Source organism: Noviherbaspirillum sp., assembly GCF_035254685.1.
Lineage (GTDB): Bacteria > Pseudomonadota > Gammaproteobacteria > Burkholderiales > Burkholderiaceae_D > Noviherbaspirillum.
On sequence record NZ_DATFAI010000027.1, the window covers coordinates 1 to 15,049 of the forward strand.

Sequence of the window (15,049 nt, forward strand, 5' to 3'; positions counted from 1 at the left end):
GCTACGCGGCATGAAGGCCCGGACCAAGGAAGCACTTGACTTGGCATTAACAAAGATCATTGGGAAAATCAGTAATAGCGATGCCAGAGGATGGTTTGCCCATTGCGGCTATTCCATTCACTGATGTGAAAACCGCTCTAGTCACGCGCTTAGTTCAAGTTATCAGCGGGACATTCCGCACTCTGAATGGCGCAGTCAATGCTTGAGCATCTACCGAAGCCAGCGCCACAATCATCCAAGCGACAAGGTGCTGTTCGTCAATTCAGAAGGCAACGCATCTCGCATTCTGGCAAAACTCAAGCACGACAATTGGAAGTTGGCTTTAGGGCTCGCACGAAAGTCAAGCACTAGCGTGAAGCGATTGCACAATGGTCTGGTCGCGATCGAATTCGAGAGTCGCAGTTATGCGCAAAAAGCCGAAAAGATTCTGAAATTGCTCGGCGGGCGGCCATCGAATCACGAAGTCGGAAAACTGGCGTCCTTGACACGCCCCCCGTCAGCGCCATCAGGCCAGCCGCGGGCAAAGGTCGATAACGGTGCTCTTTTTGAATTGTTCAAGGAAGAGAGCCACAAAGTCGTTACGGCACTGGGACATCTGCCCCACGGCCATGCAATGCGTGCCATCGCCGGATGTTCTGCATCGTTAATCAATGGTCTCGACAAAGTATTGACCAGCGAGAGGAGCGACCCGGAACTCAAGAATACCCCGCTGGTTGCCAACGCGCTGAATGCATTGGTCAATACAATCCGCGCATTGCCGACCACGATCGAGGATTCAACACTTTTTTTCGCCGGCTATGCCGCAATGCTGGAAGAGATGCATCTCCTGCTGGCTTCGTTCAAACCGTACACCGACACCGACTTCAAGTAAGCTGCCGCCGAAATACTCAAAACAAGAGCAGGGACAGCGTTTGAAGTACCTGGTCTCGCCTCCCGTGAAACCTATCTGTTTTCCAGCGGTATGGAAGCGATTTCCAGAGGAGTAGAGATAGCTAGGACGCTGAGCGAGACAAAGAGTGTAGATACCTTGGCACACCAGATACAGTTGCCTGACTACTTCGAAACGTTGGACCTGAAATCCGGGAAAAACTTGTTTTTCAGGGGGCGCATCGCTATCGCACCATTGAACCCCAGTGCACCTGGAAAGGGGAATGATGATGACGATCTTAACAACTGGAATGTGCATAAACTGGTCCAACAAACCAGGGCGTGGCTCACAAAGGGAAAAATGCAGGCCACCAGGCCGGGGGTGCTGGTTCTCGACATGACTGTCGAAAAGCCCGAAGTGAATGGGAAGTCCGATCTGGCGACCTTCCTTGCCAGTGGTTACTCCGATATCAAGGAGGGGCGACTCAAGATTGTTCTATGCAAAAGCTATCAAAAGTATCCATCGTTGGGTAGCGGCAAGATCATGGCAGGTGCCATTACGCTCATCGCGAAGGACGACAACCACACCCAGTCCGCTGCCGCCGCGCTACAAGACGCTGAAGAGGATCTAGGCTGGATAAGTAACGATGAAAGCCAATTGCTTACGCATTTCCTGACCCATGCCCCCGCTAGCGAGCTCGGAATGATCGGACAAGCCGCGGAGAATGCGAGCTTCATCAGCAGGCTCTGCTTCGATCCGTTGCGCCAGTCTGCGAAGGCCGACGTGCGCCGGGAGGATGGCTTGCCCTTCATCGTGACGAATGCCGGAAGCAAAAAGGTGATCTTTGCGAGGAAAGATCCCAAGTGGTCCACGCCGAACAAGCTGATTCTCAAGCAAGTGCAGTACCGCGACAGTTTCGGTTTCAATCCCACGTCAATGCTGTACTTTGACCGCTCCAAAAATTGGATTCGAATCACGGCGGGGCAGGAAAGCCGGGAAGAACTAGTTGAAAAACTGTTTGGCTTCACCTGGTTGGCCCAGGCCGGGAGGGAGCGATGTGCACCGGCTGATATGATGGCGGAAGCAAACCGCATTGCGGCGGCCGCCATGCAATATGTATTCACCAAGACCGATGTCATGTCCTGGGCCCCGACGGCGTTAGCGGTATTGCGGGCGAGAACAAACCGTGGATGGGCAGAGGACGCCACTTACAAGACCCTGTGCGAAGACTTCGAGAATACATTCGGACAACGTTCTGCAAGAGACAAGGAGATGCTTGCCAAAGGACTGGCAACTGCGCTGAACGCGTCCTCACCGCACGCGGAAAACCTTCTTGCCGATCACTTAAGAATTAGTGGAAGTGCGTTCGCACCACGAGTGAATGACGCGGACATGGTCAAAAGCGACATCGACGTGGATGCCATGCGCGCCTCGGCAAGGCGCTCCCATGAGCATTCACCAGATCCGTCCCAGATGTCGAACCAGTACATCATGGCCCGTTACGCTCCCAATGCGATTGCATCTTTGCTGGCCATGGCCGGCGTAGGCTTCGGCACCGAGGAGCTGGAAGACGACGCATGTCGGGATCTCGCGTCCTTTTACAGTGCAGTATTCAATGCCGGCATGACCGGTATTTCGCCGAGCGCGCGCGCACAAATCCTTGATGACTGGTATGTCTTTCACTGCGTCAATATTGAATCTGCCGACCACGATACCCAGCATGCCGCAACCAATGAACTGATTCGTCATATCCGCCTTGCCCCCTATCGGGATATCAAGGCGAGGACATTGGCGTCCATTTCCAATGGTGCATTCGCACGCATGGAGCAGTCTGTGCAGCAGCAATTGATTAATGTACTGTTTTCCCCTTTGGATGCCGCCACCCGCCTCGCATGTGTCACTCACTGCGCAATAAATAACGAGTTTGAAAAGCTGAGGGCCATGATTGAGCAGTTCGGGAAAGACCTCAGTGAGTCGGACAAGGGAGAACCCACACTGCTTGTTTCGCATACCCTGACTGACCCGGCGCATGGCATTGATGATGCACCAGCGTTCACTGACCCAGAAGAGCTCGCTAAGATTCGCGAGGACATTCTGTATTCGCTTCTACTTCAAATGCATGAGGGTTTAGGCGCTCGCATGGCATCCTTGGTGCCATGGATCTGCAACGATGCGCAAGCCACGGCGCAGATTGCCAACATCTCATATGCGCTTGAGGCTGCGCAACGCGGCACCGGCCCACTGCCTGCAGCACAGCATTTAGCCCTGTCCGGACAGGCGGAACTGCTTCCCGTTCCATACAGGGATGCGATAGAAAGGTATCTCGACAAGATAGGCTCCCCGATAGCGGAGTAGGGGGAGTGTCAAGGCGGCGGACGACAACGCCGTGCGCCGAAGCGGCATTCCCTACCCGTTCAGAGGGGTGCGACAGCCGGATCGGATTCGAGATGCTGGTCTGCCAGGTGTCCCATCCGTCGCATCTTTGTATCGAGATAACGGGCATTGTCTGTATTGCGTCCGACGTGCAGTGCGATGCGTTCACTGACGATGATTCCCAGGCGTCGCAAGGCTTCGATCTTGGCTGGATTATTGGTGATCAGGCGGACCGTGGACACACCCAGCAGGCCGAGCATGGTGTGCACCATCGTGTATTCACGCATATCGTCAGGCAGGCCGAGCATCCGATTCGCATCCACGGTGTCGGCGCCCTGGTCCTGCAGCGCATAGGCGCGGATCTTGTTGAACAGGCCGATGCCACGCCCCTCCTGGCGAAGGTACAGGAGAACGCCTCGTCCCTCCGCGGCGATCGCCTGCATGCCGGCAGCAAGTTGCGGACCGCAATCGCAACGGCGGCTGAAAAAGCCGTCGCCCGTCAGGCATTCGGAGTGCACGCGGGTGAGCACGGGCGCACCATCAGCAATATGTCCCATGGTCAAGGCGACGTGTTCTCGGCCCGTATCGTCATCGATGAATCCGTGCAGCTGGAATTCTCCCCACGTCGTCGGCAGGCGGCATACCGCGTGAAGGTTCAATTTGGCGTCGGTGGATGGCAGAGTCATGGATCACTTTTCATTGAATGTGGAGACGGGTGTTGAACACGAAGGAGTCGGCCAATCGTTCGGCTTCCTCTTGTGTTGCGCCCAAGGTCAGTACGCGCGCAACGCGGTCGTGATTGATGCGAGGCGGAATGACGGCATCGCCGGGCTTCTTGTAAAGACGGAAGCTGTGTATATGCGGCGCGGTCGTATCCGGCGTTTCAATTGATTGAAGGATGCCGGGGCGGTCGGCAACCACCCATCGGCTTGCCACAAACCGGCGCGGCTTTGCGGCTTTCAGCCCGGTCAGCGGTTCGCCCAGGTGCAAGGCAATCAGATCCTCGTGGATGGAGCGTTCGAACACCATGCCAATGTGGTCACTGACGCGCGCACCAATCAATCGCGGATTGAGTTCGATCAAATGCGGCCCCTTGTCCGTCAGCATGATTTCAAGATGGGCTGCGCCATGGTTGAAATCTACCGCATCGAGCACTCGAAATGCATAATCGCGAATGGCTGCGGTGTCGAAACGCTCGCAGGGAAAGCAGCTGCCCGCGATGGCAAACGACGGCGGCGGAAAGAAACGCTTCTCGTGCACGCCCAGGAACACGCGCTCACCATGGCGCGTGAAGACGTCGCAGCCGACGATGGGGCCGCTCATGAAGCGTTCCACGACGAACCGGTTATTGGAATGCACGAGATAGCCGTAGTCGAAGTTGCGCGGCAAGACGTCGCTCCCCGCAGCGAGCCGTGCGTTCAACTCTTCCTCGGAACGAAACACGGAGACGTTTTGCGACCCCATGCCGTCAGATGGCTTGACCAGCAATGGATAACCGAGACGCTTGGCCGCTTCACGCAATTCCTGCTCCGACCTGGCCAGCGCGAAGGTGGGCTGATGCACCTTGTACCGCGCCAAGGCTTCACGGACACTGTATTTGTCGCGCGCCAGGCGCGCCGTGGCGGCATTCAGGAAGGGCAGGGACAAGCGTTCCGCGACTTGCGCGGCCACGACGATGTGCACATCGTGCAGGCACATCACCGCGTCGAACGGGTGTTTCGCATGAACGGCCAAAACGAGTCGTTCGAAGGCTTCATAGGAATAGGCGCCGCGTTCGGTGTAGATGATTTCACGCGTCAGCGGGCGCAGGATCGCCTCCAGGTTCCCGTTTTCGCGGAAGTAGTCGATATCGCTGGAGAAAAAAGTCACCTGGTGTCCTAGGCGTGCGGCCTCCTGCAAAATGGTGGACTCATCGTCGGGTGGCGTTTCGACCAAAAGGATATGTGCCATGTGTGCTCCTCGCTTCTTCTTGTCTTAATAATTTTCCGCCAGACGGAATCCCATCGTATACGTCGCCGAGGCCGGATTATGGCCATGTCGGCGGCGCGTACGTGCGAGGTCGCGGAATCGCGCGAAGCTGCCGCCTCGCGCGACGCGATATGCCCCATTCGCCGGAGTCAGATGGTCATGAATCAATTCGCCGCCCGGATAGGCGGCATAGTTATCCGTCACGTATTCTTCGACGTTGCCCGCCATGTCGGCCACGCCGAACGGTGAATGTCCGCCGACGAATACGCCAACCGGGCTGGTAGTGAACAATCCCGTTTCCGCGGTGTTTGCGAGCCCCGCATCGAAATGCTCACCCCAGGGGAACGTCAGTCCTGCGGGGCCGGCAGCGGCATATTCCCATTCTGCTTCGCTCGGCAACCGGAATGCCCGCCCGGTCTTTTGCGCCAGCCAGCGCGCATAGGCTTCGGCTGCGTCTGCGCTGACGGTGTAGACCGGGTGATTGGAGCGCTCCTGGGGATAACGCCGGTAGGTCCACGAGGAAGGCAACTCCGCATACTGCGTGTCGAGCAGAAAATCGCGGTACTCCTGGTTTGTCACAGGGAATTTGGCAATGGCGTAGCGTCCTAATGCCACCCGATGCCGCGGGCACTCTTTTGCCAGCCACTGGCGGTCCAGGCCAAGATCGGCAAATTCAGCAACTACGCTGTCCAGTACGGCCGTATCGAGCCCGATGGAGGCTTCGGCGGCTTCAATGACGATCATTGCCGGCCGACGGGTATCGATGCGCGGATCGCCCAGCAAGGCCAGCATGTTCCCGGCTGCGATCCGCTCGACCAACGGCGCGCAGCCGTCGTCCACGATCTGCAGCGGTGCATCGATGTCAAGCCGCGACATGCGCGCATAGGCAGACGCTGCGCTCTCCGAGAATCGATCAGGGACGTAATGCTCGGGCAGGCCGAGCCGCTCGCGGTCGCTCATCGTTCCGCACAGCGTTTTCGTGAAGGTGGGCCAATGCCAGGCCGTATCGCGCGGTGCAGGCATGTTCTACTCCTCCATGGCGGCAAACGCTGCATGTTCCCGACAGTGCGGTGTGGTTCCATGGCGCTGCACCAGCGACAGAAAACTGCCGACCGCCTCCCGCATGTACGCGGCATAGTGCGGCTGAAAATGATAGCCGTCCATTGGCATCGCTTCTGCAGCGCGCGCCACCGCGATCGACTGCCCTGCGATCAGGCAGCCAAGGTAGCTGAAGATCGATCGCGCATCCTGCAAGCCGAGCACGCCGCCGCTCCAGCCCATGGTCGCGCTGCACAACAGCAGAGGCTTGTCGCGGAACGGATTGGCGTCCGCATAGCGGTCATCGATATGGCCGAGACGCGATACCCAGTCCACCGTATTCTTCAGATAGGGCGAAACATGCCCGTTATATTCCGGCGAAGCGACGACAAGGCCGTCCGCGTCGCCAAAGCGGCGATGCAGGGAGAGCACTTGCGCGAGAACCTCAGGATCGCTTTCCAGGTCCTGATTGAACAGCGGCAGCGTGACCTCGCTGCTTTTCAAGACATCAATCTCGCAATGCTTGCCAAACAAGGGAATGAGATAGTCGAGCAAGCGCTGCTGATACGACTCGCGACGCAGGCTGGCGGGGAAAAAAAGTATCCTGGACATGGCGACCTTCATTCAGTTGACGACATAGATGCGGCCATCATAGGAACTGGCCAGAAAATAGCCGTGGCGATGGTCGTAAGCGATGGATGAAATGCCGGCGCTGGTCGGCCGGGCGAACGAGTACCAGGTGCGGCTGGTCATGTCGAACCCGGCCAGCGTGCCGGTATAGGCGCCGGTCATCAGCAGATTGCGGTCTGCGCTGGCGCAGATGCATTTGATTGAATTCGGATGCGGCGTTTCAATCGTTTGCACCTGGTCGCCTTCCCAGATCCTGAGTTTGCGGTCGCGGCCGATGCTGGCGAATCCCCTGGGGCCGGCCAGGCAGCCGCCATTGGCAATACGTTCATGCGCCCTGGGCACCATGCGAACCAGTTTCAGAGTGTCGATGTCATGCCACGCGACGGCGGTCGATGCGCACACCGAAAAAATCAGCTGGTCGTTGGCCGCCAGGCCCTTGATGGCATTCTCGTAGATCTTCAACTCGGCAACGAGGTCCAGCCCGCCATCGCTGCGCATCGCAAACACCAGTGCCTCTCCGGTGTAGGCGCCGACGACGATATGGGTTTGCCCGCCCCGCACGAAGGCCGCGCCGCAATTCAAGGGGGAATGGTGGCGATACAGTACTGCACCGGTGCGTGCATCGAACAATTGCCCGAGCTGGCCACCCGAAAAAAGCCGGTTGTCAGCTGCGAGCAGGAAATTGCAGAGGCTCCCCAGCTCCGTTGCGGGTTCGTCATCGCACAACACGGTACCGGCGTCGCCGACTGCGTAGACGGAGTCGCCTGCGACGGCTACTGCGTTCAGGCTGATATCGGCGACGATGCCGTCCAGGTCCCAGCGATCCGCGCGCCAGTCGTAGATGGCATAACTCGAACCAAATGTGCCTACCGCGATACGGTCGGCGTCAATGAAAACACCGGAGCGCGGCCAGACTGATGAGGGAAAAGTCGAACGCGACAGTTCGCTCGGCTGCATCTGTTCATCGAGCTGCCACATGGCGATGGTGCGGTCGTAGCTCAACGTCGCCAGCACCTTGCTGGCTTCATCGTAGATGACCTTCTTCACACCGGCCTTGTGTGCCTGAACGTAGCTGATGCGACCGTCGATGATCACCACGATGCGGCCGAAGTCATCGCCGGCAATGATGCGGCCGACTGCATCGATCGCCAGCGTATCGGTGCGGACGTCAATATCGTTGCAACGGACTTCACAACCGTTGGCGATGTCCCACTCGCGTACCGTGCCGTCGACGCTGGAAGACACTAGGCGAAGGCCGTCACTGCTCCAGGCAACCGAGAGGATATTCCCGACATGGCCATGCATCGTCTTCAGACAATGCCCTTCGAGATCGAAAATGCGAATCACCCGGTCCAGCGCGCACGTCGCCACCAGCTTGTCGTCCGGAGAAAATACCGCCATGTCGACGTCGTCGGCATGCCCGACCAATGCTGCCTTGAGACGCAGCGACGGCACCTCCCAGATCCGTGCGGAATAATCGCTGCTGGCGCTGACCAGCAAGCGGCCGTCATTGCTGAACGCGCATTGGTTGATCAAGTGGCCGTGCAGGCTGCGCGAGATCGCCCGCCGTGTTTCTGCCTCCCACAGGATCAGCTGATTATCGTAACCGGCGGTCGCGATATATGCCCCCGTGTGCGCGATGCCGCTGATCGGGCCTTGGTGGTGCATTGTGCCGCCCGGAGAGTGTGCCTGGCCTGTCGCAAGCCGGCTCGCGTCTAGAATCATTTCCGTTGCTCCCATTATGTTGTAGGTATAGGTAAGTCGCTTGCCTAGAGCCCCGAGCGCGTCTTGTCTCCATGTTTCGGCTGGCGCACGCAAGTCACACCGGATTTGCACAATGCGGCTGATCTTTACGCGCGAGCCGAAGAGCCCCCACTTCGGAAACGTCAAGTGAAGCGCAAGTCTTGTTGATCGATGAGTGCAGTCATTGGATAGGAAGTTCCAAATGGAACCCTATCGTCCTGAAGCGCCACACATCTTTGCAGTAACTTTTTATCAACACTTTCCCTTCAAGGAGATAACCATGTCAGGCGTATCCAGATCTTCGAGCGGTTCGCACCACCACAGTGTCGATAACTCGAATAAGAGCGACAATAACGACGAGAAGCAGAAGGAAATTGAAAAGCTGCTGAAAGAACTTCAGGATGGCTCGATCAGCGCAGAAGACAAGAAAAAGCTGGAGAAACTTACCGGCATGTCGGAGGATGAGTTGAACCAGATGGCGGACGAATCGGGCAAGGTTTGATCGTTCGATCGGCATGAACGCGGGCGGCGGAATATGGTTTTCCGGCGCCCACCAATTTCAGTCCAATGCGCATGGCCTATGGATTCGTGCCGACCACCAGCACCGAGCGGTTCCCCCCCGGCACTTGGCCTTGGCAGCACAGGATGGCGGGTATGTTGTCGTTCTTGTTGTACAGCCGCGCACCGAGTAAGACACTTCCACCCGCACGCGACGTCGGAAATAGTAAAGACGTTGTGGGAACTGTGCGGGCGCCGAATTCCGCTGGCTGAAGACAAGGGACCACTATATGCCTTCACAACGATCGAGCCATGTTCGCTCCGTGTGGGAAAGCGATCGGGTTTTGATGCTCGCGTCGCACTCTGGCCGCTGTGTTCGCGTCATCTGTAGCCAACTATACGCGGCTTTATATTGGCATGCGCGCCACCATATGGAGATTCCGTCTTGAATCGGCTAGTCGAATTCGGTGACATTCCTGTCTGCCACTACGTGGATAGCATCATGGCTACTCCATCTGATTGGAACCAGACGCCGAAAATGGATCGCTCGCGTCCTAATGAATCCCCTCTGGCAGCCGAAAGCGTGCCACCTCACCGGCCAATGCATCGGCTTGGTCTCTCAATGCGGCCGCCGCCGACGCCGTCTGCTCCACCAGTGCCGCGTTCTGCTGCGTCATGCGGTCAAGGTCATGCACCGCCGTACCGACCTGGCTGATACCGAGGGTCTGCTCACGCGCGCCGTCAGCGATTTCGCCCAGTAGCTGATTGACCTTCTGCGAAGACGCAACGATATCTTCGATTGTCTCACCCGCCTTGCGGACGATTTCCGTTCCGGCCTTGACCTGCTCGACGCTCTCGCTGATCAGCCCGGTAATTTCCTTGGACGCGGCTGCGGTGCGTTGGGCGAGGGTGCGCACTTCCGTCGCAACCACCGCGAAGCCTCGGCCCTGCTCGCCGGCGCGCGCCGCTTCCACCGCGGCATTCAGCGCAAGGATGTTGGTCTGGAAGGCGATACCGTTAATAGTGCCAATGATCTCGCCGATCCTGACCGACGAATCACGGATGCCATCCATCTTGTGCACAGCTTCCAGCATGACCGTACCTCCCGCGGCAGCGTCATCGGCATTGTTCCTGGCTACGGCCGATGCCTGCAAGGTGTTCTCTTCCGCATGCTTCACCGTGGCAGAGATTTCCTCCATCGATGACGCGGTTTCCTCCAGGTTGGCGGCCGCCTGTTCAGTGCGGCGCGACAAGTCGTCAGCGCCCTGCGCGATTTCACTGCTGGAGTGCACGATGTCGTCGCTCGCGGCACGCACCCGCTGAACCATGCTGCGCAGCGCACCCTGCATGTGGCGCAGCTCGATCATTAGCCGTGCCGCCTCGTCGCTGCCCCAAGGTGTAGGTGTGGTCGTGAGGTCGCCTTCCGTCATTGCACGAAGATGCCGCTGCGTCTCTTTGAGACCGCCGTCCATCACGAAATAGAAGCTGAAGAACATGTAGCCGGCGTTGAGCAACACCAGCGCCACGACGCCTGCGATCCATGCGATCTTCCGCCGCAGTGGCTGCTTCAGGTCGTCGACATAGACACCGGACCCGATGATCCAGCCCCATGGTTCAAAACCCTTGACATAGGAAATCTTGTCGACCGGCGCATCGCTGCCGGGCTTCGGCCACTGGTAGCTGATGAATCCCTTGCCCTCCTTGCGCACAGTGTCTACGAAGGCCTGGAACAGTGCGAAGCCATTCGGGTCCTTCATGCCGCCCACGTCCTTTCCGTTCAGCTCGGGCTTCGCCGGATGCAACACCATGCGCATCTGCATGTCGTTGATCCAGAAATATTCCTCGCCTTGGTAACGTAGCGCACCAACCGCCTTTTTTGCCAAGGCCTGTGCTTGCTCGCGTGTCAGCTCGCCCGCCGCTTCCCGCGACTGAGCCCACGCGAGGACGCCGTGCGCGATCTCGACATGCTGGCGCGTCGCATCCATGCGCGCCTGCATCGCCTGGTCGGCGCCACTCTTGATCAGCCAGACCAGCAACACGATCATCGGCACCATGAAAGTGAACACGATGGCCGCCGCCTTGGCCCTGAAGCGCATCGCACGGAAGGTCCGTATGCCGAGTGCCCATATGCCGTGGTAGGCGAAGAATCCGTCCGGCGGTTGGCTATTGCGAGATGTGGAGACGCTTTCGATCTGAGTTGGGCTGATGGGCAGACTGGACATACCGGTTTATTAAAACATGTAAAAAAAATAATTGTTTAACTATAATCGAATTACCCGCTTGCGACCGTAGACGAACTTGTCGTTTATAAAATTATTTGCTCCAGGTCAAAAAATTTATTAGTCGTTGTCGAATCGCCGAGCTATAAGGACAAAACAACTGGCACGGCAAGTCCAAGGCGCCTTTTTACATTTATCCAGCGTCAGACAATCGGAAGCGATGCGGATCTGTCAACGGGGCCAGAGTCATCGGTGCTGGCCTGGCATCTGGCTGCGACCGGACTTTGTCGCTCGACGCTGACGGCAAAATGAGTATCCGATCATTAACTACCTCGGATTACTTCAAACACGCTACCCGATGGGTTTGCACCAGTGCTTTGCCGGTGCAAGTCGTCTGATGGGCTTTGCAAACGCGGCGGCGACTCAATCATGGGCTAGAAATACCTACCGGTGTCACGGTAGCCCAGGAGCCGGCAGTTGAGGAGCACTCAACAACTGCGGCAGGGTTGGTAAGGTCGAAAGGGCGCCAAGAGCGACAATGATCGAGCGGCAGTTGCTTCGGCGAAGGCAGACGGAACATTGACTTGGAGCGGCTGCTTTGCCAGAGACTTCTGCCGATCACTGCTCAGTTCGCGAACAAGCGAAAAGACTTCGCCTGCCTCAGCGTCTTGAGGGAATGCGTGTATGACTTATTTTCCGCCTGCCAAATCAATGAAGGAACCGGTTACGTAGGATGCTTTCTCGGAAAGAAGCCAGCAAATAGCCTCCGCAACCTCTTCTGGCTGTCCGCCGCGCTGCATAGGCAACATAGATTTAACACGATCAACCCGGCCAGGTTCTCCGCCATCTTTGTGTATGTCAGTGTAGATAAATCCAGGTCTGACACCGTTGACACGAATGCCTTGGTTCGCGACTTCCAATGATAGGCCAACTGTCATTGTGTCAAGTGCACCTTTCGATGCAGCATAATCAACATATTCCCCTGGTGATCCTAGTCTGGAGGCGACAGACGAAACGTTAACTATTGAACCACCCATTCCGCCGTTTTTTTGCGCCATGCGTTTTATTGCCTCTCTGGCGCAAAGAAAACTTCCTGTTGTGTTTGTTGAAAGGATCTTGTTGATTCTACGGGCATTCAGTTCATAAAAAGAGCTCTGTGGCAGAAGAATGGCGGCATTGTTAACAAGACCGGTGACCAGGCCGAGTTCTTTGTCGACACGAGAAAAAAGCTCCATGACTTGTTCTTCTTCGGATATGTCGACTTTGACCGCTATGGCATGACCACCGCTGAATCTAATTTCTTCTACCAGCAAATTAGCTTGTTCCTCGCTTGAGTTGTAGCCTACACATATTTGGTGGCCCTCGCTGGCAAGCATTTTGACTGTTGCCTGGCCAATTCCTCGTGACCCGCCAGTGACGATTGTAATTTTATTCATATCGCTAACTATATCGAATTGTGCGCTACTGTCTAACGGCTGAACCCAGGCGAGCGGCTTGCTGCGTTGCTTTCACTTGGATGTGAAACTTTCACTAAGAACCAAAGACCATCGTGTCACTCCGGATTTTGGCTTTTTGATGTCGCCTTTGGATTTTGCATTTGTGCTTGAGCCGCAGTTACGGTTTATATCTCAACCGACTCACCGCAGCCACATGAGCCCATTGTTTGTCTGATCGGTACAGCAAGCCGGATTATTAGGTCATCCAGGGGAATTTATCGGGCTATTGCTGATTTAATTATTAATTCAGACGGAGGGAACGGTGGCATCCGTGAAATAGTATTTGGTGAAGCCGAATGAGCTCTAGAAGGTGTGGCAATCAACGACGATTCGCCGAGATAATGTACTGCTGCGCTGTCCGATAATTTTCCGACTGCGGTGCTACAGGTCACCATAGCACCGTTCTTGCCGAGTGAACCGTCGATGCTTCCAATATTACAGTTCGCAATTCATTATAGTTCTGGGTCACAGTAAACCGAGGAAACTCCGCCATGATTCGAGCCGGTGGACAGAAAAAAACACCAGTGTCCGCTTCTGCAAGCATAGTAACGTCGTTGTACGAGTCGCCGACAGCGATTGTCTTCAAGTGCAATGCATTGAAGGCGGCCACTGCAGCGCGCTTTTGATCTGGCATCCGCAGATGATAGCCCACTACGTCACCATTGACATCCGCCTCCAGACGGTGACAGAACAACGTAGGCCAACTTAGCTGACGCATGAACGGTTGTGCGAACTCGTAGAAGGTGTCGGACAGGATTGCCACCTGGAAGCACTCACGCAATCCGTCAAGGAACTGGCGCGCACCAGGTAGAGGGCACATGCCGACGATAACCCGCTGTATATCGACAAGACCGAGTTTGTGGTGTTTAAGCGTCTCGAGGCGATAGCGCATCAGCTTGTCATAGTCAGGTTCGTCGCGCGTTGTCAGAGACAGTGCGGCAATACCAGTGCGTTGTGAAAATTCAATCCAGATCTCGGGGATGAGGACGCCTTCGAGGTCGAGGCAAACGATGTGCATGGATTCTCCAACAGGGAAGTCAACAAGTTCTCGCCGGACGCACTGTTGCTGGCCCGGAACGGTACGGCCGCCTATTCATGAGCTCGATCAGATTGATGCTTTCACGCTGATTCCTAGCCTGCGCAGTGCCGGGGGGATATAACAGAGGGTAGCCTTTCCGCCCCTTCCACTCTCAACAATATGCTCGCTGCAAGCATCGCTAGCGTATGAAGATAGTCGCTGGCAACGATGAACGAATTCAATTAAAAACTGCCAAGAGGGTCTCGAACTTAAATGGACAGAGTTATTCCGCGGGGCGTACCCCACCCACAGACAACGCATGGCAGGTGTTCCGGCTTCCCGTCATGCTCGTCTTATCATGAGGTTGGCGCGAGTTTGTCTCTATGCCTCCTGATAGACGCTAGCACGATGTCTTTCAATCCCTCGCCATGATGCTTTTGAATGTGTTCGAGCAAGGCACTGCGCATGCGCGGGTCCCAGAACTTTTTCAGATGATTCGTAATTTCCCAGGAGGCCTCGTCCGCATCCGGGTATGAGTCGAAGAAATCGCCGATCTGGTTGGCCATTTTCACGAGATGTTGGGTATCCATTCTTCTAGTCCAGTCTAATGTTGTCGCTGTTTGCGTAACCGACAAAATCGTCGCCGCGCGCGAACGCAACCAGGGTCATGCCACAGTCCTTTGCGGTGCGGACCGCCAAGGCGGTCGGGGCCGAAATCGCCACCATGGCCGGGATCCCCACTGTCGCCGCCTTTTGAATCAATTCGACGCTTGCCCTGCTGGTCATCACGACGAAGCCATTCTGGAAATCCAGACGTGACTTTGCCATTGCACCAATCAGCTTGTCGAACGCATTATGTCTGCCGATATCTTCAAATCCGGCACGCAGCTCACCGTTTGGTGTGCACCACGCGGCTGCGTGCATTCCGCCTGTTGCCTGATTCAGCGGTTGAAACGCGCGTAGACCGGCGAGTGCCCGCCGAATGCCGCTAGCCAATAGCGGTCGTGGCGTGTCGACGCGCGGCAACCGTCGCAAGACCTGCTCCAGGCTTTCTGTTCCACACAAGCCGCAGCCCGTGCGCCCGGTCATGTTGCGGCGCCGCTCCTTCAACTGCATAAAGGCGGCATTGCCGATCCTGACATGCGCGGTGATTCCTGCACTGCCATGTTCGATCTCGATGTCGTAACATTCCGCGCCC

Annotated in this window: 13 protein-coding genes; 3 read left to right on the forward strand and 10 right to left on the reverse strand. The window is 56.6% G+C overall.

Going from position 1 to position 15,049, the window contains the following annotated elements; translation table 11 throughout:
- Window positions 1-202: 202 nt before the first annotated feature.
- Together VJ698_RS13585 and VJ698_RS13590 are read left to right on the forward strand one after the other, a co-directional pair.
- Window positions 203-871, forward strand: coding sequence for a hypothetical protein (locus VJ698_RS13585; RefSeq protein ID WP_324103311.1), 669 nt, complete (start codon window positions 203-205; stop codon window positions 869-871).
- Window positions 872-961: 90 nt separating this feature from the next.
- Window positions 962-3,223, forward strand: coding sequence for a hypothetical protein (locus VJ698_RS13590; protein WP_324103312.1), 2,262 nt, complete (start codon window positions 962-964; stop codon window positions 3,221-3,223).
- Between the two features lie 59 nt (window positions 3,224-3,282).
- Here VJ698_RS13590 and ribA read toward each other — a convergent pair whose 3' ends face one another.
- The 5 genes from ribA to VJ698_RS13615 are packed head-to-tail and all read right to left on the reverse strand — an operon-like array spanning window position 3,283 to window position 8,545.
- Window positions 3,283-3,927: a GTP cyclohydrolase II gene (gene ribA, locus VJ698_RS13595; protein ID WP_324103313.1), complete on the reverse strand. Its 645-nt coding sequence runs from the start codon at window positions 3,925-3,927 to the stop codon at window positions 3,283-3,285.
- A gap of 10 nt (window positions 3,928-3,937) precedes the next feature.
- Window positions 3,938-5,191: an ATP-grasp domain-containing protein gene (locus VJ698_RS13600; protein WP_324103314.1), complete on the reverse strand. Its 1,254-nt coding sequence runs from the start codon at window positions 5,189-5,191 to the stop codon at window positions 3,938-3,940.
- A 24-nt stretch (window positions 5,192-5,215) separates the two neighbouring features.
- A complete protein-coding gene (locus VJ698_RS13605) occupies window positions 5,216-6,232 on the reverse strand; it encodes a formylglycine-generating enzyme family protein (RefSeq protein ID WP_324103315.1) in 1,017 nt (338 codons plus the stop codon).
- A 3-nt stretch (window positions 6,233-6,235) separates the two neighbouring features.
- Complete coding sequence (locus tag VJ698_RS13610; RefSeq protein WP_324103316.1) at window positions 6,236-6,859, reverse strand: NAD(P)H-dependent oxidoreductase; 624 nt, start codon at window positions 6,857-6,859, stop codon at window positions 6,236-6,238.
- Window positions 6,860-6,871: 12 nt separating this feature from the next.
- Window positions 6,872-8,545: a WD40 repeat domain-containing protein gene (locus VJ698_RS13615; RefSeq protein ID WP_324103317.1), complete on the reverse strand. Its 1,674-nt coding sequence runs from the start codon at window positions 8,543-8,545 to the stop codon at window positions 6,872-6,874.
- Window positions 8,546-8,822: 277 nt separating this feature from the next.
- Between VJ698_RS13615 and VJ698_RS13620 the strand changes: the two genes are divergently transcribed.
- Window positions 8,823-9,122, forward strand: coding sequence for a hypothetical protein (locus VJ698_RS13620; protein WP_324103318.1), 300 nt, complete (start codon window positions 8,823-8,825; stop codon window positions 9,120-9,122).
- Window positions 9,123-9,672: 550 nt separating this feature from the next.
- On the opposite strand, the gene VJ698_RS13625 is transcribed toward VJ698_RS13620, so the two are convergent.
- The 5 genes from VJ698_RS13625 to fdhD form a co-directional block, all read right to left on the reverse strand.
- On the reverse strand, window positions 9,673-11,340 hold the full coding sequence (locus tag VJ698_RS13625) for a methyl-accepting chemotaxis protein (RefSeq protein WP_324103319.1): 1,668 nt from the start codon (window positions 11,338-11,340) through the stop codon (window positions 9,673-9,675).
- A gap of 686 nt (window positions 11,341-12,026) precedes the next feature.
- Window positions 12,027-12,773 carry an SDR family oxidoreductase gene (locus tag VJ698_RS13630; protein WP_324103320.1) on the reverse strand — a complete coding sequence of 249 codons (747 nt, stop codon included), beginning with the start codon at window positions 12,771-12,773 and terminating at the stop codon, window positions 12,027-12,029.
- Window positions 12,774-13,221: 448 nt separating this feature from the next.
- Window positions 13,222-13,851 carry a bifunctional phosphoserine phosphatase/homoserine phosphotransferase ThrH gene (gene thrH, locus VJ698_RS13635; protein ID WP_324103321.1) on the reverse strand — a complete coding sequence of 210 codons (630 nt, stop codon included), beginning with the start codon at window positions 13,849-13,851 and terminating at the stop codon, window positions 13,222-13,224.
- A 356-nt stretch (window positions 13,852-14,207) separates the two neighbouring features.
- Window positions 14,208-14,441 carry a formate dehydrogenase subunit delta gene (locus tag VJ698_RS13640; protein WP_324103322.1) on the reverse strand — a complete coding sequence of 78 codons (234 nt, stop codon included), beginning with the start codon at window positions 14,439-14,441 and terminating at the stop codon, window positions 14,208-14,210.
- Between the two features lie 4 nt (window positions 14,442-14,445).
- The coding region (gene fdhD, locus VJ698_RS13645) for a formate dehydrogenase accessory sulfurtransferase FdhD (RefSeq protein WP_324103323.1) at window positions 14,446-15,049 on the reverse strand (604 nt) is incomplete at its 5' end.

Bases quoted from the DNA above. Each gene is read 5' to 3' on its own strand.
- VJ698_RS13630 (WP_324103320.1), bottom strand. From the start codon at position 12,773: ATGAATAAAATTACAATCGTCACTGGCGGGTCACGAGGAATTGGCCAG.
- VJ698_RS13620 (WP_324103318.1), top strand. From the start codon at position 8,823: ATGGAACCCTATCGTCCTGAAGCGCCACACATCTTTGCAGTAACTTTT.
- VJ698_RS13590 (WP_324103312.1), top strand. From the start codon at position 962: ATGGAAGCGATTTCCAGAGGAGTAGAGATAGCTAGGACGCTGAGCGAG.
- VJ698_RS13605 (WP_324103315.1), bottom strand. From the start codon at position 6,232: ATGCCTGCACCGCGCGATACGGCCTGGCATTGGCCCACCTTCACGAAA.
- VJ698_RS13610 (WP_324103316.1), bottom strand. From the start codon at position 6,859: ATGTCCAGGATACTTTTTTTCCCCGCCAGCCTGCGTCGCGAGTCGTAT.
- VJ698_RS13625 (WP_324103319.1), bottom strand. From the start codon at position 11,340: ATGTCCAGTCTGCCCATCAGCCCAACTCAGATCGAAAGCGTCTCCACA.
- ribA (WP_324103313.1), bottom strand. From the start codon at position 3,927: ATGACTCTGCCATCCACCGACGCCAAATTGAACCTTCACGCGGTATGC.
- VJ698_RS13615 (WP_324103317.1), bottom strand. From the start codon at position 8,545: ATGCACCACCAAGGCCCGATCAGCGGCATCGCGCACACGGGGGCATAT.
- thrH (WP_324103321.1), bottom strand. From the start codon at position 13,851: ATGCACATCGTTTGCCTCGACCTCGAAGGCGTCCTCATCCCCGAGATC.
- VJ698_RS13640 (WP_324103322.1), bottom strand. From the start codon at position 14,441: ATGGATACCCAACATCTCGTGAAAATGGCCAACCAGATCGGCGATTTC.
- VJ698_RS13600 (WP_324103314.1), bottom strand. From the start codon at position 5,191: ATGGCACATATCCTTTTGGTCGAAACGCCACCCGACGATGAGTCCACC.